This is a genomic window from Oscillospiraceae bacterium MB24-C1 (assembly GCA_030913685.1).
Taxonomy (GTDB): domain Bacteria; phylum Bacillota; class Clostridia; order Oscillospirales; family Ruminococcaceae; genus Yanshouia.
Map to the genome: position 1 here is coordinate 2,291,990 of CP133187.1, position 22,658 is coordinate 2,314,647.

20 protein-coding genes are annotated in these 22,658 nt (G+C 49.9%); 6 read left to right on the forward strand and 14 right to left on the reverse strand.

All coding sequences use genetic code 11. From position 1 onward, the window contains the following. Positions 1–179 precede the first annotated feature (179 nt). The 9 genes from RBH76_10945 to RBH76_10985 all read right to left on the reverse strand — a co-directional run bounded on the left by RBH76_10945 (position 180) and on the right by RBH76_10985 (position 10,135). On the reverse strand, positions 180–2,288 hold the full coding sequence (locus tag RBH76_10945) for a sodium-translocating pyrophosphatase (GenBank protein WMJ83238.1): 2,109 nt from the start codon (positions 2,286–2,288) through the stop codon (positions 180–182). 140 nt (positions 2,289–2,428) lie between these two features. Beyond that, positions 2,429–3,094, reverse strand: coding sequence for a nucleoside monophosphate kinase (locus RBH76_10950; protein ID WMJ83239.1), 666 nt, complete (start codon positions 3,092–3,094; stop codon positions 2,429–2,431). Between the two features lie 149 nt (positions 3,095–3,243). Continuing rightward, on the reverse strand, positions 3,244–3,987 hold the full coding sequence (gene fabG, locus RBH76_10955) for a 3-oxoacyl-ACP reductase FabG (protein ID WMJ83240.1): 744 nt from the start codon (positions 3,985–3,987) through the stop codon (positions 3,244–3,246). Positions 3,988–4,160: 173 nt separating this feature from the next. Next, positions 4,161–4,586: a MaoC/PaaZ C-terminal domain-containing protein gene (locus tag RBH76_10960; GenBank protein WMJ83241.1), complete on the reverse strand. Its 426-nt coding sequence runs from the start codon at positions 4,584–4,586 to the stop codon at positions 4,161–4,163. 26 nt (positions 4,587–4,612) lie between these two features. After that, positions 4,613–5,638: a 3-oxoacyl-ACP synthase gene (locus RBH76_10965; protein ID WMJ83242.1), complete on the reverse strand. Its 1,026-nt coding sequence runs from the start codon at positions 5,636–5,638 to the stop codon at positions 4,613–4,615. 186 nt (positions 5,639–5,824) lie between these two features. Further along, a complete protein-coding gene (locus RBH76_10970) occupies positions 5,825–7,384 on the reverse strand; it encodes an AMP-binding protein (GenBank protein WMJ83243.1) in 1,560 nt (519 codons plus the stop codon). 49 nt (positions 7,385–7,433) lie between these two features. After that, on the reverse strand, positions 7,434–8,063 hold the full coding sequence (locus RBH76_10975) for a flavodoxin family protein (protein ID WMJ83244.1): 630 nt from the start codon (positions 8,061–8,063) through the stop codon (positions 7,434–7,436). 130 nt (positions 8,064–8,193) lie between these two features. Continuing rightward, positions 8,194–9,690 (reverse strand): hypothetical protein, encoded by a 1,497-nt coding sequence (locus RBH76_10980; GenBank protein WMJ83245.1) that lies wholly within the window; start codon positions 9,688–9,690, stop codon positions 8,194–8,196. A 1-nt stretch (position 9,691) separates the two neighbouring features. Further along, a complete protein-coding gene (locus RBH76_10985) occupies positions 9,692–10,135 on the reverse strand; it encodes a hypothetical protein (GenBank protein WMJ83246.1) in 444 nt (147 codons plus the stop codon). Positions 10,136–10,432: 297 nt separating this feature from the next. On the opposite strand from RBH76_10985, the gene RBH76_10990 reads away from it, so the two are divergent. Further along, complete coding sequence (locus RBH76_10990; GenBank protein ID WMJ83247.1) at positions 10,433–10,846, forward strand: ester cyclase; 414 nt, start codon at positions 10,433–10,435, stop codon at positions 10,844–10,846. 50 nt (positions 10,847–10,896) lie between these two features. Here the strand turns inward: RBH76_10990 and RBH76_10995 are convergent, their stop codons facing one another. Together RBH76_10995 and RBH76_11000 are read right to left on the reverse strand one after the other, a co-directional pair. Then, the gene (locus tag RBH76_10995) at positions 10,897–11,502 is read right to left on the reverse strand and encodes a TetR/AcrR family transcriptional regulator (GenBank protein ID WMJ83248.1); all 606 of its coding nucleotides are present in this window, start codon (positions 11,500–11,502) and stop codon (positions 10,897–10,899) included. A 168-nt stretch (positions 11,503–11,670) separates the two neighbouring features. After that, a complete protein-coding gene (locus RBH76_11000) occupies positions 11,671–13,470 on the reverse strand; it encodes an ABC-F family ATP-binding cassette domain-containing protein (GenBank protein WMJ83249.1) in 1,800 nt (599 codons plus the stop codon). A gap of 304 nt (positions 13,471–13,774) precedes the next feature. Here RBH76_11000 and RBH76_11005 point away from each other — a divergent pair, with 304 nt between their 5' ends. The 3 genes from RBH76_11005 (at position 13,775) to RBH76_11015 (ending at position 16,829) form a co-directional block, all read left to right on the forward strand. Next, positions 13,775–15,328, forward strand: a complete 1,554-nt coding sequence (locus RBH76_11005; GenBank protein WMJ83250.1) for an ABC-F family ATP-binding cassette domain-containing protein — start codon at positions 13,775–13,777, stop codon at positions 15,326–15,328. Between the two features lie 186 nt (positions 15,329–15,514). Then, complete coding sequence (locus tag RBH76_11010) at positions 15,515–16,360, forward strand: 4Fe-4S binding protein (GenBank protein ID WMJ83251.1); 846 nt, start codon at positions 15,515–15,517, stop codon at positions 16,358–16,360. Further along, entirely contained in the window at positions 16,350–16,829 is a 480-nt protein-coding gene (locus tag RBH76_11015; protein WMJ83252.1) for a hypothetical protein, read from the forward strand. The genes RBH76_11010 and RBH76_11015 overlap by 11 nt, the downstream gene beginning before the upstream one ends. A gap of 157 nt (positions 16,830–16,986) precedes the next feature. Here RBH76_11015 and ilvD read toward each other — a convergent pair whose 3' ends face one another. Next, positions 16,987–18,663, reverse strand: a complete 1,677-nt coding sequence (gene ilvD, locus RBH76_11020) for a dihydroxy-acid dehydratase (GenBank protein ID WMJ83253.1) — start codon at positions 18,661–18,663, stop codon at positions 16,987–16,989. A gap of 237 nt (positions 18,664–18,900) precedes the next feature. Between ilvD and RBH76_11025 the strand changes: the two genes are divergently transcribed. Further along, on the forward strand, positions 18,901–19,419 hold the full coding sequence (locus RBH76_11025; GenBank protein ID WMJ83254.1) for a nitroreductase family protein: 519 nt from the start codon (positions 18,901–18,903) through the stop codon (positions 19,417–19,419). A gap of 25 nt (positions 19,420–19,444) precedes the next feature. Here RBH76_11025 and RBH76_11030 read toward each other — a convergent pair whose 3' ends face one another. Both RBH76_11030 and cysK read right to left on the reverse strand, forming a co-directional pair. Beyond that, the gene (locus RBH76_11030; protein ID WMJ83255.1) at positions 19,445–20,665 is read right to left on the reverse strand and encodes a [Fe-Fe] hydrogenase large subunit C-terminal domain-containing protein; all 1,221 of its coding nucleotides are present in this window, start codon (positions 20,663–20,665) and stop codon (positions 19,445–19,447) included. Positions 20,666–20,870: 205 nt separating this feature from the next. Next, on the reverse strand, positions 20,871–21,803 hold the full coding sequence (gene cysK / locus RBH76_11035) for a cysteine synthase A (protein ID WMJ83256.1): 933 nt from the start codon (positions 21,801–21,803) through the stop codon (positions 20,871–20,873). 219 nt (positions 21,804–22,022) lie between these two features. Here cysK and RBH76_11040 point away from each other — a divergent pair, with 219 nt between their 5' ends. After that, entirely contained in the window at positions 22,023–22,469 is a 447-nt protein-coding gene (locus tag RBH76_11040) for an Rrf2 family transcriptional regulator (protein WMJ83257.1), read from the forward strand. Positions 22,470–22,658 lie beyond the last annotated feature (189 nt).

Sequence of the window (22,658 nt, forward strand, 5' to 3'; positions counted from 1 at the left end):
GTTAAAATTTATTGCGAAGAAAAGTTGTACATACTGGAGTTTTTGGTTGCTTCTGCGTTTGCTTTCTCAACCCAAAAGTGCGGGAAGGGAAGAGGATTTGCGTGGAAAATACCAGAAGAAACGAGAATACGCCCCTCGGTAAGGCCGACTGGATAGACCTTGCCGAGGGGCTGCTTCTGTTATAACAGATGAAAATGTACAATTAGAGTAGAGAAAACGATGGAAACAGTAGACACCAGCTTGATCAAGATATTGATTGAGGGGCCCGAAGTGTCTTTAAAGGGGTCGCCGACTGTGTCGCCGATTACGGCCGCTTTATGGCTTTCGGAACCTTTTCCGCCATAAGCGCCGCCCTCAATATATTTTTTAGCATTATCCCATGCGCCGCCCGCATTAGCCATAAAGATGGCCAGCACAAAGCCAGTCACCGTTACGCCGCCGAGCAGCCCAACCACACCGCTGCATCCCAGCAGCAACCCGGTGACAATTGGAACAACCACGGCCAGCAATGACGGTGCGATCATTTCTTTTAAAGCACCCTTGGTGCAAAGATCGACGCAGGCTTCATAATTGGGTTCAGCTTTACCCTCCATCAGGCCAGTGATCTCTTTAAATTGTCGCCGAACCTCGACCACGATCGACTGTGCAGCCCGTTGCACGGCGCTCATTGTCTGTGCCGCAAAGCTAAAGGTGAGCATGGCGCCAATAAAAACGCCCACTAGAACCGCGGGGTTGGTGATCTGCAAATCGATAGTCTTGCCAATGGCGGACAGCTTTTGGTTGACAATGTCGACGTAGGAAACCATCAGCGCCAGTGCCGTCAAGCCCGCCGAGCCAATGGCAAAGCCCTTGCCCGTTGCGGCGGTTGTGTTGCCCAATGAATCGAGCGCGTCGGTTCGCTGACGCACCTGCGGCCCTAGTCCGCTCATCTCGGCAATACCTCCGGCGTTGTCGGCCACCGGCCCGTAGGCGTCGGTGGCAAGCGTAATGCCAAGGGTTGAGAGCATGCCGACGGCGGCGATGCCGATGCCGTACAGGCCCATCTGGTAAGAAGCTTGATTGGGGGATGCCGACAGGCTGCCACCCGCTGCGATAAAGCTGACAATGACCGCCACGCTGATGCAGATGATGGGCAGTGCCGTCGACCGCATACCCAGTGACAAACCACCAATGATGGTGGTGGCGGCACCCGTCTCGGTGCTCTGTGCCAATTGCTGCGTCGGCTTATAAGTATCGGAAGTGTAATATTCGGTAAAGAAGCCGATGGCGCAGCCCGCTGTCAGTCCCGCCAGCAGCGCCACATAAACGCCCATGCTGCCGATGACAACATAGGTCACCGGTGCGGCGATTATGGCAGTTAGGAAAGCGGCGATGTAAGTCCCGGTTCGCAGTGTCTTTAAAAGCGCGCGTTGGTCGGCCTTCTCTCCGGTTTTGATAAAGAAGGTGCCAAGAATGGAACACGCGATGCCCACAACCGCAATGACAACCGGTAGCAACATTGCCTGCCAGCCCAGCCCCGCCGGCCCATAGGCGGCAGCGCCCAGCGCGAAGGAGGCCAAAATCGATCCGACATAGGATTCGTAAAGATCCGCACCCATTCCGGCGACGTCGCCAACATTGTCACCGACGTTGTCAGCGATGACGGCTGGATTTCTGGGGTCATCCTCGGGGATGCCTGCTTCGACTTTGCCAACGAGGTCGGCACCCACATCCGCCGCCTTGGTGAAAATGCCACCGCCCACGCGGGCAAACAGCGCCATCGACGAAGCGCCGATGCCGAACATCACCATTGTCTGTGCAATCTCGGCGTAGCCACATCCAAACAGATACTTTAATATCAAAAGCCAGACCGAGATATCCAAAAGACCTAGCCCCACCACTGTGAAACCCATGACCGTTCCAGAGGAAAAAGCGACGTTAAGGCCTCGGTTTAGGCTTTTTTGTGCGGCACAGGCCGTGCGCGCGTTTGCAGCCGTCGCAATCTTCATGCCGACAAAGCCGGCCAGTAGCGAATAAAAACCACCGGTTAAAAAGGCAAAGGGAACAAAGACCGAGACAAGGCCAAACGCAGCCAGTGCCGCAAATAGGGCGGTCATTACGGCGAAAAATTTACTCACGGCGATATACTGCCGCTTTAAATAGGCGTCGGCTCCTCTTTTAATAGCTGAAGCAATGCGTTTCATCGTGTCATTGCCCATTGGGAAAGCCAGGACCCGTCTGCTTTGAAAAAAGGCGAAGGATAACGCAAGTCCGGCTCCGACCAGCCCTATCCAGAATAGGTTTTCCACTCTGCTCATCTCCTTAAAAAAGCTTGGGCTGCTCTAAGCAGCCGATAAATATGGGAGAGCCGCCATGGAAAACGGCTCTCCCGACGGAAGGCTTTAATATGAAACATGCTGCTGTAATGGGTTTTGTGCGATGTCCGTTGTCAACGGGGCATTCTAACTGATGAGGGTTCAGCGGCAAATGCCAGTGCAGCTCGCAACGCATCCAGCGTTTTTTGCGGCGTGCTGTCCGCTACAATTGGCAGTAGGGCTTCGCGACGTCTGTAAAAATCTATAACCGGTTCGGTTTCGTGGTGATAAATCTTCAGACGGTCAGCGATGGTCTCGGGCGAATCATCCGCCCTTGCGATAACCGGCCCACCGCATACGTCGCAAACCCCCTCTTTTTTCGGGGGCATTGAATCGAGATTATACCCCGCGCCACAGCGAGCACACACCCGGCGCGCCGCCATGCGCTGTATCACAACCTCATCTGTTACCATGAGCAATACAGCTTTCTCAATTGCCACGCCAATGGCTTCAAGCCCTTCGGCCTGTGCCACCGTTCGAGGCACGCCATCCAGAATAAAGCCCCCGTCGCAGTCGTGCTGCGACAATCTCTCTTTGACAATGCGCAGAATCAGAGCGTCGGGCAGCAACTGCCCTTTGCGCATTAGCTGATCGGCTTCTTCAGCGGTGCTTCCACCTCTTTTGACCGCGGCGCGCAGCATCTCTCCGGTCGATATGTGTGGGATGTTCAACGTGGCAGCAACGTGCTTGGCTAGCGTGCCTTTTCCTGCCCCGGGGGGCCCCAGCAAAATCATTTTCATTTTTAAAGGACATCTCCTTATTACTGTGTAATCACATTTTTGCTTAAAACAGTGCCAAAGTGCTGTTTCTAGTCCGGACAGAGGATGGTTGCCTCTGCTGGATTAATGCACAAAAACAAGTTTATTACACTAGCTTAAACCAAAATGCATTACAGCGCAAGCCCACCTGTAACTTCTAAAACAGCACCGTTAACAAATTCTGCATCGGTGGACGCTAAAAACAGGCAGGCATCGGCAATATGCTTCGGGCTGCCGAGCATCTTCATAGGGCATTTTTCCTTCATGCCGTCCAATACCTTAGGGGGCATTTTCTCAGTCATAGCCGTCAGGACGAAGCCCGGCGCCACGGCGTTGCTGCGAATCATGTGCTTTCCAAGCTCTTTAGCCCAGGTTTTTGTCATTCCTATGATGCCTGCTTTGGCCGCAACATAATTGCTCTGACCGAAATTGCCATAGATACCAACGAGCGAAGCGATGTTCACGATGGCTCCGCCTCTTTGTTGTGCCGTCATCGCTTTAGCCGCCGCCTGGCCGCATAAAAATGTACCTTTAAGGTTGATGGCGATTGCTTTGTCGAATTGCTCCTCGGTCATGTTGACCAGACGTGCGTCCAGCGTCGCACCCGCATTGTTTACCAGAATATCTACGCCGCCAAAACAGTCATTTGCCGCTTCGAATAGCGCTGATACCGACTCGGCATTGGTAACGTCGACCGATACGGCCAGCGTATTTTCGCCAGTGCTGTCTAAACTTTGTGCTACCTTCTTGGCCGCATCCGCGTTTAAATCCGCCAGCACCACCTTGGCGCCTTCGCTTAAAAAGCGTTTGGCTGTCTCGCTGCCGATGCCCCCGGCAGCACCGGTTATAACTGCAATTTTATTTTCGAGTCTCATAAAAACACGCCTTTCTGCCGCACGATACGGCATAGAATTAAGGTTTGAATAGATCTTTTTAAGCATGCCAAATAAATTGTTTTAGCTTTGGCCTACTACTGGATGAGAACTCCTCGTTTAAGCGCTTGTGAACCGCATATAGAGGTCAATTTTGTTTTATGCGGCATTGCTTCTTAGTTCAGGGTTTTGATGATCAGACTGCCGCTGATGCAGCGCTGACTCTGCTGATTGACCGCTTTTGCTTCTAAAATGAGCTTGCGTCGGTCGCATTTTTGTGCGACTACAACTGAAAAGGTCATTTGGTCACCAAGATAGACTGGCTTCTCAAAGTCGTAATCAACCTTACAAAGAATCGCCCCAAAGCCCGGCAGATTCTGTGCCGCCAGAAGCGAGAAATATCCCAGCAGCAGGCTGCCTTGACAGACTTGGCGCTCGTAGGTGGTTACCTGGTTTAGCTTGGGTGAAAGATGAAACGAATCTTTATCCCCTATAAACACCGCGTAGTCGCTGATGAGCTGCTGTGTGATATCGACAACTATTGAGGCGCTGTCGCCGATGCTTATCTGCGCAAACGGGATGTGAAAGGGTAGTTTATCCATTGTGTTGTCTCCTTTTGTGGCTGTCGTCAATCGGCTACCGGAACCTTGCCCCACCGCACGGCGGTAGCCGCCCAGGTGTAACCAGTACCCGCCGCAACCATCACAGCCAGATCGCCGTCTTTGAGTCGCCCACTCTTGACGCCCTCAATAAGCGATATAAAACAGTCTGCCGACTGGCAATGCCCATATTCCTCCAGCACAAATGAGTTTTCCTCGGTGAGGTCAAATTCCGATAAAATATGGTTTAAAATTGAGCGTTTCATAAAAATTGGCGCAATAAAATTGATGGATTTTGAGTCGTACCCGCTTTTTGCGGCGGCGCGCGTAATCACCTGATTGAAGTTGCCCAGCGTGATGGGGTCGAGTCTTTCTTTCATGCTTTTGATGTCCATGACCTTGAGGTAACGGTTTTCGGGCGGCATATGCAAAATATGATCCATATTGACACAGCCCACGCCCGGCACACAGACATCGGTGGCAAACTGCCCGTCAACGATCATAGCGCTCTCTAAGATAACGTTTTCGTTTAGATCGCGCTCCAACAGCACCGCAGCTGCGCCGTCACCAAAGTTAAACATAAAGCGGCTCTGAGAATCCTTATAATTGATCAGATCGCCTTCTTTTGAAGAGGACACCAGCAACACATGCTTTAAGTCGGGGTCTTGAATCATCATACTTTTAAGCACCTTGAGCGACCAGACGCCCGCCGAGCAGAGATTATGGATTTCAAACGCCGTCGCATTTTTGGCGCCCAGCTCGTGTTGAATTTTGGCGGCGCAATTAAAGAGGTAATAATCTTTATATTCACTACCGCAGTAGACCACCATGTCGAGTTTTGCGGGGTCAAAATCGCCCAGCGCCTGTCGAGCGGCCTGAACCCCCATAAAGGACACTGTTTCTTCGGGTTGGGCCTTGTGGATAAGCTTGATGCCAAATTTCTCGCGCACGACTGCCTCGGGGATGTCGGACGCTGCGCTGATCCACGCGCTGTCTCGAATGCCGGGGGGCACATAGCAGCCCATACTGCGGATACCTATGTTCACAGTTTTCATGTTTTGCTCCAATCTGCTAATATGTTTGGATGCGCCTGTTTGATTGGTCAGGTGAGCATCTGAGATTTTTTGCACAGCAATGCTAAAGCGCCGACATACCGGATGTATTGTAAGCGTTTATAAAACAAATGTATGAAAGCGCGGGGGAGGTACACGGCGTAGTTTAGCGTTGCTTATGCAAAAATTTTAGTCTTTTGCTTCACCGTACAGGTCGGTGATCTGTTTAACAACGATTTTGCCCACGTTATTTTTGGGCACGTCGTCTACAAATGTGATGTACTTGGGGATTTTATATCGGGCAAGCTTAGTGTTTAGCTTATTTAAAATTTCCTGTTTGGTAATGGTCATGCCCGGCTTTAGGGATACGACAGCCTTGCCGGCCTCGCCCCATTTTTCATCCGGCACGCCAAATACGCAGCATTCCCGAATGGCTTCGATGTCATAAAGAGCGCTTTCAACCTCGGGGGGGAACACATTTTCGCCGCCGGAAATGAACATGTTCTTCTTTCTACCTACAATGTAATAGAAGCCGTCGGCGTCCACCGTTGCCATGTCACCGGTGTGTACCCAGCCATCGACCAACGTGGCTTTCGTTTCGCTTTCGTTGTGCCAATAGCCAGAGAAAATCTGCGGGCCGCTCCACAAAAGCTCGCCGGGGGTGTCGGGAGTTGTAATCTCGTTTCCGTCGTCGTCAACAAGCTTGACCAAAGAGAGATACATGGGCTTGCCGACCGAGGCGAACTTCTGCTCGACGACAGATTGCGACACAAACTGCGCAGGGGTAGAGAGGTTGTTGGGTCCTGCCTCGGTCATGCCATATCCGAGGATGAACTTGATGCCCTTATCCCAAAACGCCTGCATGATATTCAGCGGGGTAGGGGCAGCGCCCGCCATTATCCAACGCAAACTCGAAAGATCGCTGGCGGCAAAGTCGGGTTGCTCGACCATCATACGGAATATCGTTGCCGCTCCAAACAGGCAGGTCGTTTTCTCCTTTTCAATGACCTCAAGCGTTTTCTTGGGGTCAAAACCAGTGCTTATATAGAGCCTGCCGCCCGCATGCAACAGCGGCAGCGTCAAGAGGTTCCAACCGCCGGTGTGAAACAGTGGAAGCACGATGACCGCGCTATCATCAAAGCGCAGACCCCAAGTGCAGATCTCATTAAAGCTGTTAAATATCTCGCTTCGGTGTGAAATCATGCCGCCTTTGGGTAGCCCCGTCGTGCCGCCAGTGTGGATGATGAGGTGGATGTCCTCAAGTTCCAGCGTTTCGCAGCAGATAAAGCTGTCGCCATATTGTTTGAGCAGTGCGTCGTAGGCCGGGTGTCCCTGGCACTCGTTTTGGCCCAGCACCACAAAATGTGCAACCTCCGTATTCGCCTGAAGATGTGCGGCCGTCTGCGAAAAGGCATCCTCATACATCAGCACCTTTGGCCCTTCGGACGTGATCAGTGCTGTCAGTTCCTGTGCCGACAATCTGGCGTTATAAGGGACCAGTATAGCCCCGAGCTTGCCGGTGGCGTAATAAGCGTCGATCAGCTCTACGCGGTTGCGCGAGATAATCGCGACCCGGTCACCCTTGTTGACGCCAAAACGTTGCTTTAAGCAGTGCGCTAGGCGGTTGGCGCGCGACTCCAGATCGCCGTATGTATAATTCTTATCTGTATCCAGATCGGTCACCGCAATGCGGGTGGCGTCTAGACGTGCTCTGAAATAGGAATAATTTCCGATCCAACCATTGCTCATCGTCAAAATCTCCTTTAGCCTGAATTCTATGTTGTGTGCTGATGGCTTGTTATACGTTCTGCGCTGCCTGTTGGAGTGCGGACACAGTCTGTACCACGCGCTGGGCCAGTCCCTGCATGATGCCAACACCTTCGGAATCTTCAAGGGCATCCTTTGCGCCGCCCTTTCCGGCGACGCCGACATTCCAATAGGTGTTGCCCACGACTATGCAGTCGTTGCAGGTTGCCCACAGCAGAATTTGCGCAAAAGCAAAGTTCTGTCCGGCACGGCGTGCAACTGTCACCGGTGCCACCACCTTGCCTGAAAGAACGCTGCCCTTCCAGGCATAGCTGTCGCCCTTGGCTTTCATGTCGTTGACCGCCCAGCGGCCGGAGAAACCAGTGCGATCCAGTATTGCTTTGAGTTCGCTGGTGATAGAGGCGTGATATACCGGAGAACCGAGTAAAATGGCATCTGCCTCACAAATTTTTTTAAAAATATCTTGAAAATCGTCTTCAATAACGCAGGCTTTAGCCGTAACGCAGCCATAGCAGCCCCGACATCCCTTGAGCGATTTATCACCCAGCCAGACAAGCTCGGTTTCGGCCCCGAGATGAGTCGCCTGTTGTAGGGCGACATTTAAGTAATGTTCGGTGTTCCCGTTTTCACGGGGACTGGCACAAATTGCAAGTACTTTCATAGGTTCACGCGTTCCTTTCTGTCACGGCGATCAGCGCGTCGTTTTTTATTGCATGGTCAATCAATGTCTCCGCGGTTTCTGGGCATCGGAATATTTCCCGATGCCCAAACCGCTTTTTAAGGAGAGTGAATTATAGATCCAAAACCGCCTGTAGGGGCTTGGAAATTTCCTGTTTCTTGGTGGCAAGCGAGACGATGACGGTTACGCCAATGGCAATTGCTGATGTGATGAAATAAGCTGGCAGCGCACTCGGATATTTAAACCCGAAGAACGGGGCGATATTGAGCACGAAGGAAACGGCAACGCCATATAAAGCGCCCTTTTCGTTGCAGCGATCCCACAAAAGACCCATTACGAAGACCGGGAAGGTACCCGACACCAGCGTACCCCAGCCAAAGGTGCCCAGTAAGGCCACCATCTCGGTGGAGTAGATGGAGACGACAATGGCGATGCCACCTAGCACAAACATAAAGATTCTTGAAACAGTCATCTGCTTGGCCGGATCAATTTTAATGCCGACCGCGGAGGTTAGATCCTTGGAAAGCAGCGTCGACGACGAAGTCAGGAACATGCTGGCCGAGGACATGGCCGCCGCAAGCACTGCTGCGTAAACAAGCAGCTGCGCCCAGACACCGACATAATCAGAGAAGGCATAAATAGCTTGGTCGCCCGATTCCAGCGGCTGAATTTCGCCAATAGCGACGAGATAAAGTGCGCCATAGGCCACCACAACGGCCAAGAAGCCAACGATGGTGTGGGTGATAGCCGTCACGATGCCCGCCTTGGGTAGGTCGCGCGGATCTTTGACCGCATACATACGGGTGAGAACCTGTGGTTGGCCGACGCAGCCGAGAATGGGGATGAGCATCCAAGTCAGGCTGATGCCTCCGGGCATTTTACCCCAGGCGTTGAGCAGGCCGACGCCCAGAGTCTTGGTTACGCCGTTGGTACCAACAACCTCTGGCACCGCGGACACCGCGGACAGCACATTGCCAAAACCGCCGGTGATGGAGAAGAAAGCGACGATCATTACGACGCCAGCTATTACCATAATAAAACCTTGGAATGCCTGTGTCAAAAGGCCGCCGACCTCGCCTGAAAGAGCGGTGTATACTGTAAGTAGACCAAAGATGACAAAGCCCGCGACAATGGGCTGCCACCCGAGCAGATGGGCGATCAGCTTGCTACCTGCCGAGATTTGCGCAGCCAGATAACCGATGCAGCCCAAGCAAATAATTAAAGACACAAGAGCCTTGATAAGGCGGTTATTGTTAAATCGGATGTCGCAAATATCGCCCAGACTCGAAATCGGGGCAATCTCTGCCATGGCGCGGACTTTTTTGCCCAGTATGATATAACTCATGGCAAAGGCGGCGCCTGAAAGCATCCAGAACGTCATGGCGTTGCCTGTGGTGTAGATGATGCCCGGAACGCCGACGAGTGCAAAAGCACTGGCGATGCCCGCCATGCTCGAAAGTCCGACAGTCACGGGGCCAAACATGGCTGTTCCGCCAAAATAGGCCTGTGAACTGGTGGCCTTTTTTTTGGCCCAAATACCAATGAGGAACGAAACGGCGATCATTAGGCCTGAAAATATGACAATCAACATCACGTTGTTTTGTGGCATATTATTTTACCCCCTTCAAACTATCGACCTTATTGATGAAATCTTCCCAGTCCTTTTCAGAGAGCCACTCATCTTGGCAGAGATATAAACCGAGATTCAGCGTCAGCATGCCACCGATCCAATATAGAAAGATGGTCGGAGCAAAGGAGGGGTGGAAGCCGAAAACGGTGAAGGTTGGCATTTCATTACCGAACAGTGTGGCGTAGTACCCCGAAGTGATAAAGCTGACCAACCAAAGTGCGGCCCAGATCAAAAGTGGATAGAACAGAAACTTTTTAGAAACAATGCCATTTTTGGCAACGCCTAAAACCATGTGCAGAAACATAAGACCCACACCTACACACATTCCGATCACGAAATGCCCCGATGTACCTGTGACGATGCAAACGAACCATAAAACCGCAATTAAACCGACAATGAGATCTCTGTGCTTAGAAATGTTCATATTAACGCCTCCCACTTTATTGGCATGTACCGGCCGGCAAAAGGCACATGCTGTTACAACATAAAACCTGAATCGTGTTTCATGTTTTCTAAATTGTAGCAACAAATATGTATAATGTCAACGGTTATTATTAACAAACAATTCATATTTTGTAGTAAAAAACGACTAAAATAATAAAACCTACTGTGTTAATAATGGAATTGAAAGAGCGGAGCAATGCTTTACAAGCGTGTTTGACCGTATTAAAATATAACAATGCGATGGAAACCAATGGAAAAGGGAAAAAGGAGTGGTTTTATGGAAGTTAAAGAAAAAGTCAAGTATTTTTATGAACACATTGTTTCTAATCACCTGCTGGATGAGCTTCCAAAATATATCTCAGAAAAATGCGCTATAAGAGTGGGGGAGACCCTTGTTCCTGTTGGCATTGACGGCATGAAGCAGCATCTTATAGATGTCAGAAAAACCCATCCAGATTTAAAGATGACCATCATCCGTCAGTATTGCGACAGCGGATATGTTATATCCGAATTTATTGCGGAAGGAACGCACAAAGGCGAATGGCTAGGCATGAAGCCTACAGGGAAAAAATTATCATTTACAGGCGTTGATATTGATAAAATAGAAGATGGGAAAATAATAGAACACGGCGGGGCTATGAATACATTTGAGCCGTTGTTTGCAGCAGGAATTATCAAACCGACCCCGTAATAAACAAAAAAATCCCGCCGTTATTTCGGCGGGATTTTACTATATACAGTTTAATTGAACATACCATCAAGCATCTTCATCGCCTCATTCACAATATAGTCGATGTCGCGCTCCTCTTTAAACATGATCCAGTGCATGCCAATGAAGTTTGCCAGCCCCATCAGCGCGAAGCTTAAAACCTCGGGGTCGATATCCTTCACTTCGCCGGTCAGTTTGGCGTTGTTCAGATGCTTGATATACGAACGGGCAAAGGTTGAATAATATTCGTCAAATAACCTTTTGTCGATAAACAACGATTCCCATGTGATGTTAAACACATATTTATGTTCAGCGATAAAATTTAGCCACGCGCGCAGGCCTTCGCGCTCGGCTTCGCGCCTTGTTTTACAGCCCGCAATCGCCTGACTGATATGCAGTCTGATCGTGTGGCTATACTGCCGCAGAAGGTATTCATAAAGATTTTGCTTGCTTTCAAAATAGATGTAAAAGGTGCCGGCACTCACATTCGCAAGTCCGGTTATATCATTGATACCCGTTTGATAATAGCCTTTTTCAAAAAAAATCTCCTCCGCGGCGCTACAGATGCGGTTCAATGTTTCTTGCCCGCGGTTGGTTTTTGGCTGGTTGACCAACGTGGATTCTGACGGGTCGTGCATCGGTTATCATTCCTTTTAATACGAAAAGTTTTTTAAATTGTAGCAGAATATGAATAAAGTTTCAAGTTGTCTGGTTTGTAACGACATTCTAACGTTTAGAACCGCTGTTCTACATTGTCACAATCCCCAAAGAGAAGGGCAGAGATGCGTCGTAAAACACGATGCACCCTACTGCGCCTGCGCGTTGATTTTTTCGGCAAGCTCATTGAGATAGACCCAACGTTCGGTTTTTAGCTCTAGCTCATCCTTTAACGTGTCCATCTGTACCGTGAGCTCCTGTAACTGGACATAATCGCTTGAAGCCTGTGCAATGTCTTGCGCACAGGCCGCAATTTGGGTTTCAAGTGCGGCAATGTCGTCGTCAATCGTATTAAATTCCTGCTGCTCTTTAAACGAAAACTTCAATTTTCGCGGTTTTGGGGCAGATTCTTTCGGGGGCGATTTGACCTCACCGGGGGACGCGTCTTTTTTAACCTCTGGCGGCTGCTCAGAGGGCCTTTTTTCGGCGTAGTCGCTGTAATTGCCAGTATAACAGGCCACTTTGCCGTCTCCGGTCACTTCGAAAATTGAGGCGGCTACCTTGTCGAGAAAATAGCGATCATGTGAAACTGCAATGACCGCGCCGGGGAAGGATTCGAGATAATCCTCCAGAATTGCCAGTGTTTCAATGTCCAAGTCGTTGGTAGGCTCGTCGAGCAGCAAAATATTTGGTGCCGCGATGAGGATGCTCAAAAGATAGAGGCGCCTGCGCTCACCGCCACTGAGCTTACCGATGGTGGAGTATTGCAGATCGGCTGTAAATAGAAACCGTTCCAGCATTTGCGAGGCAGAAAAGGTGCTCTCGTCGGTCCGAACCTCGCCCGCGATCTCACTGATAAAATCAAACACCCGTTGGTCCGGGTTCATCTCACGGCCTTCCTGTGTAAAATAGCCGATTCGCACTGTCGAGCCGGTCTCCACCGTGCCGTTGTCAGGCGTCAAATGCCCCGCGATTAGGTTTAACAGTGTCGATTTGCCCGCACCGTTTTTACCCACAATGCCGATGCGGTCGTTTTTTTGAATGCTGTAAGAAAAATCATCAATTACAGGGCGGCCGTCAAAGTTTTTGCAAACCCCTTCCAGTGCGATTAGTTTCTTGCCCAGACGGCTTGAAACAGTTGCCATCTGCACCGTATCATCGCTTACGGGCGCCGACTGAGCCATGAGCGCGTCATAACGCTCAATTCGGTCGCGGCTCTTGGTGCCGCGTGCTCTGGCACCGCGCATAATCCACTGGTATTCGCGGCGCAAAATAGACTGACGCTTACGCTCGCTGGCCTGTGTCATTTCAGCGCGCTGCGCTTTTAACTCAAGAAACTTGGAATAGTTGGCCTCGTAGGTATAAAGCGTACCGTGTGACAGCTCAACAATGCGGGTTGCAACTCGCTCAAGAAAATAGCGATCGTGCGTGATCATGATCAGTCCGCCGGTAAAGCGGCTCAAGCGCTGCTCCAGCCAGATGACCATATCGCTGTCCAAATGGTTGGTCGGCTCGTCCAAAATAAGAATCTCAGCCGGACATAACAGCGTGGCGGCTAGTGCCACACGCTTGCGCTGCCCGCCCGAAAGTGTTCCAATCTTGGCGTCAAAGTCGGTAATGCCCAGCCGCGCCAGCATGGCTTTCATCTCATAGTCGTTGATATCGCCAAACTGCGGTGCGACCGTTTCAGCTACCTGTTCAATAACGGTGAAGTCGTCTTCCATTGCCGGATTTTGAGACAGAAAGGCGATTTTAAGGTTCGGGTTTATTGAGACGATGCCCGCGTCAGGTTGCTCGATACCCGCAATGATTTTTAACAGGGTGCTTTTGCCGGTTCCGTTGATACCGACAATACCGATACGGTCCCTTTCGTTTAGATAGAGCGAGGCATCCTGCAAAAGCTGCTTAGTCGCATAATTTTTAGAGATGTGTTCGGCGGATAATAGCATGGTTTCTCCTTATGATTGAGCGGCAGAAGGCCGCGTCTGGGTTTAATAGTAATTGTTATGACCCTATTATAGTATAAAATTGCCCACTTGTGTGCTAAATGTCATAATAACCTGTCTCGCTGCGGAAAATCGTCCAAAATGCTGGGAGATACAAGGGTAGAAAAGGGAAAAAAGACGTGGTATAATAGCCGCGTTCAGCTTTATACCGTCATGATGTCCAACGGCTCGCCGCTAACTCGGTATGCTGTCTTTTGACACAAAAACACTGTGCTGCCGTCGCGGCATTAAAATCTAAGGAGACCATATGAGCATATTAAATGTCAGCAATGTCAGTCACGGCTTTGGCGCGCGACAGATTCTAAAAGACGCTTCTTTTCGCCTGCTCAAAGGGGAGCACATCGGTCTGGTGGGCGCCAATGGCGAGGGCAAAACCACATTTCTCGATATCATTACAGGCAAGCGCATGCCTGACGAAGGTGAAATTTCGTGGTGTAATAATATCACGACCGGCTATCTAGACCAGTATAGCAGCCTTGAAAAAGGCAAGACCATTCGAGATATTTTGCGCGGGGCTTTTGCGCATATGTACACGCTTGAATCGGAGATGTTGGCGCTCTATGACAAAATGGGGGATTGCCCTGCCGAAGAGATGGACGCCCTCATGGTAGAAGTTGGTGATATTCAGGAGATTTTGGATCATAGCGGATTTTATACACTGGACACCAAGATTGAAGAGTACGCAAACGGCTTGGGGCTTGGCGAAATTGGCCTTGATCGCGATGTTTCAGAGCTTTCGGGTGGGCAGCGCGCCAAAATTCTGCTTACCAAGTTGCTGCTGGAAAACCCGATGATTCTTATTTTGGACGAGCCGACCAACTTTCTGGATGAGAACCACATCGCATGGCTCAAGCGCTTTTTACAAAACTATGAGAATGCGTTCGTCCTCGTCTCGCATGACATCCCGTTTTTAAATGATGTGGTCAACGTCATCTATCATGTTGAAAATGCGATACTGACCCGTTATACCGGAAACTATGACCAGTTTATGGCGCTCTACGAGGTCAGAAAGCGCCAACTTGAGCAGGCCTATGAAAAGCAGCAGAAGGAAATTGCTCAACTGGAGGATTTTGTTGCACGCAACAAGGCCCGCGTTGCTACGGCTAATATGGCGAAGAGCCGCCAGAAAAAGCTCGACAAGATGGATCTTATCGAGCTGGGTAAAGAAAAGATAAATCCGACCTTTTCGTTTACGCCCGCGCGCACGCCGGGGAGGGAGGTTATTGTGGCAAAGGGTCTGGTGCTCGGTTACGATGAACCGCTGACCCGCCCTGTGGATGTCATGCTGGAGCGCAACCAGAAGATTGCGGTGCGCGGTGTCAATGGTCTGGGCAAATCGACGCTGCTCAAAACGCTGTTGGGGCTGATATCCCCCATTGAAGGCTCGGTGGAACATGACCAATTTGTTGAAACGGGCTATTTTGAGCAGGAGGAAAGCCGAAGTGACCGCACAGCGTTAGAAGAGATTTGGAGCGAATTTCCCGGTATGACCAACGGCGAGGTGCGTGCGGCACTGGCCAAATGTGGTCTGACCACCGACCACATCACCACCCAGATGCGGGTGCTTTCGGGCGGCGAGAACGCCAAGGTTCGGCTGTGCAAGCTGATGCTGCGACCCATGAACCTGCTGGTACTTGACGAGCCGACCAACCATCTGGATGTTGACGCCAAGGAAGCGCTGAAAGAGGCGATCCGCGGCTATAAAGGCACTGTGCTGCTCGTTAGCCACGAGCCCGAGTTCTATTCCGATATTGTCTCAGACGTCTGGAATGTTGAGGACTGGACGACTAAGTTGGTTTGAAGATTCTACCTTATAAAGCGTCCCTTCGTTCTTAGTACATTGGCCTAAGAACGAGGGGGCGCTTTATGTTATGCGGCTGTGTGGTGCCTACTCAAAGGCAAAAATACAGATTTTAAACTTTAAAAAAACACAGTTTTGCCTAAATTTGTAATTAATATAAGGGCAAATGAAAGGGGGCCTTCAACTATGGTGAACAGCAAGAAAAAAGCATCCAGAATCAGGCTTATCATACAGGTTTTTATCTTTGTGCTTGTATTTCTGATTGCCATAAGCAAATGGATGGTGGAAAAGGGAATTAAAATTCCACTGTTGCCAAATGCATCGCTTCACGCAATTTGTCCTTTTGGCGGTGTAGCAACTATTTATGAATTTATCACGACGGGTGGATTTATCCAAAAAATACACAATTCGTCATTCATTTTGATGATTCTCAGCGTAATAACGGCAGTTTTGTTTGGCACGATATTCTGTGGATATATTTGTCCGTTCGGCTCCTTTCAGGAGTGGATTGGCAAACTAGGTAAAAAACTTTTCCCGAAAAAGTACAACCAGACGGTTCCCCAAAAATTAGACAGTACTTTAAGATATCTCAGATATGTGGTTTTGATCATGGTTGTGTATCATACTGCGAGTACAGCCAAGTTGGTTTTTCAGTCGATTGACCCGTATTATGCGCTGTTCAATTTCTTTACCGACGAGGTTGCTGTTTCCGCTTACATCATGCTCGGGTTGATCATGGTGCTGTCGCTCTTTATAGAACGGCCCTGGTGTAAATATCTTTGCCCATACGGTGCATTCTTGAGCCTGTTTAACCCCATTCGCGTTTTTAAACTTAAACGCAATAAAAGCACCTGTGTCGGCTGCAAAAAGTGCGACAGGGTTTGCCCGATGAATATTGAGGTTTCGAGCAAAGAGGTTATTGGCGATCTGCATTGCATCAGCTGCCACAAATGTACCAGTGAGGTTTCCTGTCCGATCAAAGATACCGTTAGCATCGCTTTCGGAAAGGAAGGTGTTCACATTGAAAATTAAGCCGCAGATTGCAGTTATTGTCACCATTGCAGTGTTTGCTTTCGGAATTACCGTTACATCCGTCTTAGGGCTTTGGAAAACCGAGTCGAGCAAAATTCCCGCCAAATTTAAGGAGCAGCAATATTCCGACCAATATAATCCCGCAGATATTCGAGGTTCCTACACCTTTTCAGAAATCAGCCGGCTTTATGATATTCCGTCAGAAGACTTATTTGCTGCTTTTGGAATTGACGCAACCCAAAAGCCCGATTTTAAGTGCAAAGATCTCGAGAGTATTTATGGCGATTCCGAGTTTGAAGTCGGAACTTCATCGGTAAAAATGTTCGCGGCCTATTATCTGGGGCTGCCATATGAGCCGAGCGAAGAAAGCTTTCTGCCGGATTCTGCCGCCAATATTCTGAATGAAAAAGGCAATATGACCGAGAGCCAGCGCGAATATCTGAGCAACCATACAGTTCCATCAGATTAATGGCGAGTTCAAGCAACGGAAGGTACCAGGCGTTTTCCGTTTACCAAGGCTAAAAGTAAGTGTTTGTTTTAAAAAGCGATTCTCGCCCGTGGGTGAGAATCGCTTTTTAAATAAGTTTTCCCATATTGGTACAGGAGATTGCGCATGAAAACGCCCGCTAATCTCGCGTGGGAATAACTGCACCTTTGGAGGCTGTCGATACGCTGTGCCGATAGTGGTAGAGATAACCCTCGACTGGCAAAGGGGCGGGGCGGGTTGCCTCTTGCCGGCGCGCCTCAAAGTCCACGTCTGGTGCGTCGATGGTTCCTCGGCTTACATCAACATGGATGATGTCTCCGTCACGCAGGTAAGCGATTGGGCCGCCGTCATATGCCTCAGGACAGATGTGCCCGACGAAGCACCCGTTGTTCGAGCCCGAGAAGCGGCCGTCGGTGATGACGCATACCTTATTGCCCAGCTTCATCCCCACCAGCAGCTTCATGGCCTTGTACATTTCCGGCATGCCCGGGCCGCCCTTGGGCCCCTCGTTGCGAATGACCACCACCTCACCGGCTAGTACCTGATGATTGCGGATGCCGTGAAGCGCATCCTGTTCATTTTCAAATATTTTGGCGGGGCCAGTAAAAGTCAGTGCGTCGTCCGGAATCGCCGAAGGCTTCGTTACAGCACCGTCCGGTGCAAGATTGCCTCTCAAAATCGCAATGCCGCCGCGCGTATGTACAGGGTTATCAAAACGCCGAATGACGTCGGGATTATAGTTTTTAAAGGCGGTAAGATTTTCTGAGACCGTCTTTGCCGTGCAGGTGAGGCAGCTCAAGTCGAGCCGGTCGCTCAGAGACTGCATGATAGCAGGAATGCCACCCGCCTCGTAAAAATCGAGCAGGGTATATTGACCCGCCGGAATCATCGGCACGAGATGCGGTATCTCCTTGCCGACCGAGCCAAGCTCAAAGATGTCGAGGTCGATACCCGCCGCATAAGCCAGTGCGAGAATATGTAGCACCATATTGGTCGAGCCGCCGATAGCGGAATTCACTTTGATGGCATTGCAGATTGAAGCTTTTGTTATAACGTCGCGCGCGCAGATGCCCTTTTGCAACAGCGTCATGACGGCGGCGCCGCTCTCGAACGCGATGCTGAGCCGCCGGCTGTAAACCGCCGGAATGGCAGCGCTACCGGGCAGCGACATCCCCATGGCTTCAGCAAGGCAACCCATTGTATTCGCTGTTCCGAGCATTGCGCAGGAGCCGATTGTTGGTACAGCGTTATCCTCAATCCAGTCGAATTTTTCATGGTCGATAATGCCGGCTTTTAGAGCGCCCTCCGACTGTTGTATGATCGAATGGTCGATGTATTCGCCGCCGTAGGGATTGCCCTCCTTCATTCTGCCGGGCAGGGTGGGGCCGCCGTTTAAAAAGACGGTGGGCAGGTTCACTCGAAGTGCGCCGAGCAGCATTCCCGGTACAATTTTGTCGCAGGAGCCAAGAATGACGAGTGCGTCAAGGCGGTGGGCTTCCACCATCGCCTCAATGTCGTTGGCGATCATTTCTCGAGCGGGCAGAATATATTTCATACCCTTGTGCCCCATGGCTATTCCGTCGCATGCACCGATGGTTCCAAACTCAATCGGCGTACCGCCCGCCGCGTAGACCCCCTCCTTGACCCGCTGCGTCAGCTGGTTTAAAATGACATGCCCCGGGCAGATGGAATTGTAAGAATTGACCACTGCGACGATGGGCTTTTTTAACTCATCTGCACTGAAACCGGATGATTTGTAAAGCGCTCTGACATTTGCCCATTCCGGTCCGTCTAAAATATCACTGCTTCTAATCATTTTTATTTCTCCATTTTCGCAAGCAGCTTTTGCGCTGCCGGTCGCTGTTTCTTGCTACATACTGCCATAAAAAACCGATACTGCCGCCATTATACAACCTTATATCAAACGGCGCAACCCGAAAGGCAGCAAATAACGCATTATCACCACGGTGATAATGCGTTAGCTTTGGTTGGGTTGATTCTGGGCACGGTGACCGGTATAATGTTTATAAATTAGGATAAAAACGAGGTAATTATGATGGAAAGCTTTGCTGATCTGGCACGAAGGCGCTATTCTGTGCGCAAATTTGCAAAAAAGCCCGTAGAACCTGAGCTTTTGGAGAAGGTGCTGCAAGCTGCCATGCTGGCGCCAACCGCCAAAAACTATCAGTCTCAGCGCATTATTGTCGCCACAAGCGAGGAGTCTGTCGCCCGGCTGAGAGCGTGTACGCAGTGCCATTTTGGCGCACCGGTCTTGATGATTCTGGCCTTTGACACCGCAAAAGCCTCAGTTCGGGCAACGGATGGAAAAAACTGTGGCGAACAAGATATTATGATTGCGGCGGATCATATGATGCTGCAGGCAGCAGATCTCGGCCTTGGGACGACGTTTGTAGGGCTGTATGATGAGAAGGCCCTGCGGGAAGCATTTCCGCAGCTGCAAGGCCTGACTGTAGAGGGGCTGATGGTGTTGGGGTACCCAGCCGAAGATGCAAAACCCTCAAAGCTACACTACGAAAGCCTGCCAATGGAGCAGGTAGTTACGCGCGTTTGATGCAGCGCAGGGAGCCAAGACGATTTTAATCGTTGAAATCCCGGGTTAAAATATCACTTTTTTGCAGGAATTCATCTACGGTTTTAAATTGAAGCCGGTTCATAATCTCGATGACATAAGGGTTGTCCAAAGGCGTGCTGTATGGGGCTTCTAGTGCATATTGGTCAACAAACCCTGTCCCTGTGTCTGTGTCGAGAACTCTTTTGGGGCCGCCCACACATCCACCAATGCAGCCCATGCCTTCGTAAAAATTGCCCTTGATATCATTATTTAAAATGGCTGTCAGCAGCTCTTTGCATTCTTTGACACCGTTTGCATAAACAGGCTTTAGTTCCCTGTCGACCTGTAATCTTTTAGCGGAAAGAGAAACGGCCTCGCTCACGCCGCCGGTTCTGGCGTAAAGCCTGCCCAATGCTGAAGAATGTTCTTTGGTCGTTTCTTCCAACTTTGAAAAATCGACCTGGAATGCTTCAAAGATGTCTTTTAGCTCTTGAAAAGTTAAGACGCAATCAACGGCGCCGGCAATTCCTTTTTCTCTAGATTCTGCTTTTTTCGCAAGACAGGGGCCAATGAAAATTGTTTTGCATTCGGGATTGAGCTGCTTGACGATTCTTCCCGCCGCAATCATGGGCGAAACAGCGGGCGGAAGATGCTCAACAATATCGGCATAGTTTCTTTTAATAAGCGAAATCCAGATTGGGCAGCAGCAGCTCGTCAATTGAAACGTTTTATTCTCGCTATTCTTTTTAAATTCCAAGGCTTCTTTCAAAGTTAAGATGTCGGCAAATGTCGCCACTTCCACCATGCCTGCAAAGCCGATTTGTTTTAATGCGGTTCTAATTTTTGATGGGGTAGCCGCTTCCCCGAACTGCCCGACAAAAGCTGGCGCCATCAGCGCATATACGCTTTCATCAGATTGCTTTAGAATTTCGATCGCCTTGATAATATCCCGGCTTTGTTCGAGGTTGTGCTCTTCACAGGCGTCAATACATTCATGGCATCCGGTACATTTTTGGGGGTCAAAAGAGATGGCCCCGTTTTTTATTTCCACCGCGTCAAAAAGGCAAGCCGCAACACAGCTTTTATCAGTGCAGGCGCATTCGCCAGTTTTCCAAACCAATGGGTGGCTATCAGGGTGCAGCAAACAGTCCATATGGGTTTTATCATAGTTCAGCCCCGACAAATTGACCGGCTTATTTTGTGCTTTGTCATGCGCCAGCTTTTGATACAACTCTTCAAAGGTCATAATAGCTCCTTTTGTTTATAAGAGATCGTGATATTCCATAGTCTTTCCCGCTTTGCCTGTAATAATTGCCTTTTTCGGTAAGAAATACTCTAAACCCGTGCACTTGCCATTTGACAGAGTATATAACAACACCCCAATCGTTATTCCGATCTCATACGGCATAACATTGGGGTGTTTTGCTCAGTTTAATGGATAATTTAACGGTCTATTCGGTAAATAACGGCGTTGATAAATAACGCTCGCCAGTATCGGGCAGAATGACAACAATGACTTTACCCGCGTTCTCGGGGCGCTTTGCCAACTCAGTCGCCGCCCAGACCGCCGCGCCCGAAGAAATGCCAACGAGAAGTCCTTCAGCTTTAGAAATCGCTTTACCTGTCGCAAATGCATCTTCATTTTTTACACGAATAATCTCGTCATAAATAGACCTGTTCAATACAGCGGGAACAAATCCCGCACCAATGCCTTGAATTTTATGGGGACCCGCTTTGCCTTCGGAAAGCACTGGGGAATCGTTTGGCTCGACCGCCACCACTTTAATGTCAGGGTTCTGAGCTTTTAAAAATGCGCCAGTGCCGCTCAGGGTGCCGCCCGTACCCACACCTGCGACCAGAAAATCAATCTTGCCGTCGGTGTCGACCCAAATTTCGGGGCCGGTTGTTGCCTTGTGTACTGCGGGGTTTGCGGGGTTGACAAACTGCCCGGGAATGAAAGCGCTGGGGGTTTCTTTAGCCAGTTCTTCAGCCTTGGCAATAGCACCGGACATGCCCTTTGCGCCTTCTGTTAACACCAGCTCGGCACCGTAGGCCTTGAGCAGGTTTCTGCGTTCAACACTCATCGTGTCGGGCATGGTGAGAATAATGCGATAGCCGCGCGCTGCTGCGACTGACGCCAGACCGATGCCGGTGTTGCCGCTTGTTGGCTCAATAATGACCGAGCCGGACTTTAAAAGGCCTTTAGCTTCGGCGTCGTCAACCATGGCCTTGGCAATTCTGTCCTTGACGCTGCCGGCCGGATTGAAATATTCAAGCTTACCGATGATTGTGGCGCGCAGGGCGTGTTGCTTCTCATAGTTTGAAAGCTCGAGCAGGGGAGTTTTTCCGATCAGGTCAGTTAAATTCTTATAAACATTAGACATGGTGGGACCTCCTGAAATCTTTTCTCATAATTCATATATGTTTAATATGTAATATAATATAGCAAGTGTTTTTTAAATTGTCAACACTTTTTTTATTGCGCAATTGACCAGGGAGTCGCACGTCCATAAAACCGGGGCAGGGCTTAAATAATCTTGACAAAGCGCATTTTTATACTTATTATCTAAACCATATCAATTATATATGAAAAGAGTGACCAGATGAGAATATCCGCAAAGGGTCGTTATGCGTTGGCGGCGGTTATCAATATGGCGCAACGGTATCATAACGGCGAATATATCACCCTGCTTAGCATTTCTGAAACGCTGGGCATATCCAAAATATATTTAGAGCAGGTGTTCTCGTTGCTTAAACGGGAAGCGCTTGTGCAGTCAATTAAGGGCGCACAGGGTGGTTATCAGCTGACGCGGGCGCCGGGGCAGATAACAGTGCTGGAGGTTCTGATGGCTGTCGAGCAAGCCCTGTTTGAGTCGGCGCAAGAGACGGTGCAGGAAAAGGCACCCGATATAGAGACCGCCCTGCAGCTATCGGCGTTTGGTGTACTGGATAAGACGATTAGAGAAACGTTAGGTGGCATTGTGATTGCGGACCTTGTTAAGGAGGCGGAGAAGCACAAGCCGGAACAAGCGATGATGTTTTACATCTAATGTTCCGGAGCCTTAAACCGGGGTGATTACATCGGAATGCACGCTGGTAAATGGTTTGATAAACAGGGGCTGATGGTTTTTGCGCCCACTATCAAGGGGGCGGAGGCTTCTGCTTTTGAGTGGATAAAAGGTAAAATAGATTGATGCGTATAAAAGACGGTGAACGGACTGAATAAAGTCCGTTCACCG

Coding starts and splice junctions, on each gene's coding strand:
- RBH76_11005 (WMJ83250.1), top strand. CDS start 13,775: ATGAGCATATTAAATGTCAGCAATGTCAGTCACGGCTTTGGCGCGCGA.
- cysK (WMJ83256.1), bottom strand. CDS start 21,803: ATGTCTAATGTTTATAAGAATTTAACTGACCTGATCGGAAAAACTCCC.
- RBH76_11000 (WMJ83249.1), bottom strand. CDS start 13,470: ATGCTATTATCCGCCGAACACATCTCTAAAAATTATGCGACTAAGCAG.
- RBH76_11030 (WMJ83255.1), bottom strand. CDS start 20,665: ATGACCTTTGAAGAGTTGTATCAAAAGCTGGCGCATGACAAAGCACAA.
- RBH76_10950 (WMJ83239.1), bottom strand. CDS start 3,094: ATGAAAATGATTTTGCTGGGGCCCCCCGGGGCAGGAAAAGGCACGCTA.
- RBH76_10970 (WMJ83243.1), bottom strand. CDS start 7,384: ATGAGCAATGGTTGGATCGGAAATTATTCCTATTTCAGAGCACGTCTA.
- RBH76_10980 (WMJ83245.1), bottom strand. CDS start 9,690: ATGCCACAAAACAACGTGATGTTGATTGTCATATTTTCAGGCCTAATG.
- RBH76_10975 (WMJ83244.1), bottom strand. CDS start 8,063: ATGAAAGTACTTGCAATTTGTGCCAGTCCCCGTGAAAACGGGAACACC.
- fabG (WMJ83240.1), bottom strand. CDS start 3,987: ATGAGACTCGAAAATAAAATTGCAGTTATAACCGGTGCTGCCGGGGGC.
- RBH76_10990 (WMJ83247.1), top strand. CDS start 10,433: ATGGAAGTTAAAGAAAAAGTCAAGTATTTTTATGAACACATTGTTTCT.
- RBH76_10985 (WMJ83246.1), bottom strand. CDS start 10,135: ATGAACATTTCTAAGCACAGAGATCTCATTGTCGGTTTAATTGCGGTT.
- RBH76_11025 (WMJ83254.1), top strand. CDS start 18,901: ATGATGGAAAGCTTTGCTGATCTGGCACGAAGGCGCTATTCTGTGCGC.
- RBH76_10965 (WMJ83242.1), bottom strand. CDS start 5,638: ATGAAAACTGTGAACATAGGTATCCGCAGTATGGGCTGCTATGTGCCC.
- RBH76_11040 (WMJ83257.1), top strand. CDS start 22,023: ATGAGAATATCCGCAAAGGGTCGTTATGCGTTGGCGGCGGTTATCAAT.
- RBH76_10995 (WMJ83248.1), bottom strand. CDS start 11,502: ATGCACGACCCGTCAGAATCCACGTTGGTCAACCAGCCAAAAACCAAC.
- RBH76_11010 (WMJ83251.1), top strand. CDS start 15,515: ATGGTGAACAGCAAGAAAAAAGCATCCAGAATCAGGCTTATCATACAG.
- ilvD (WMJ83253.1), bottom strand. CDS start 18,663: ATGATTAGAAGCAGTGATATTTTAGACGGACCGGAATGGGCAAATGTC.
- RBH76_10960 (WMJ83241.1), bottom strand. CDS start 4,586: ATGGATAAACTACCCTTTCACATCCCGTTTGCGCAGATAAGCATCGGC.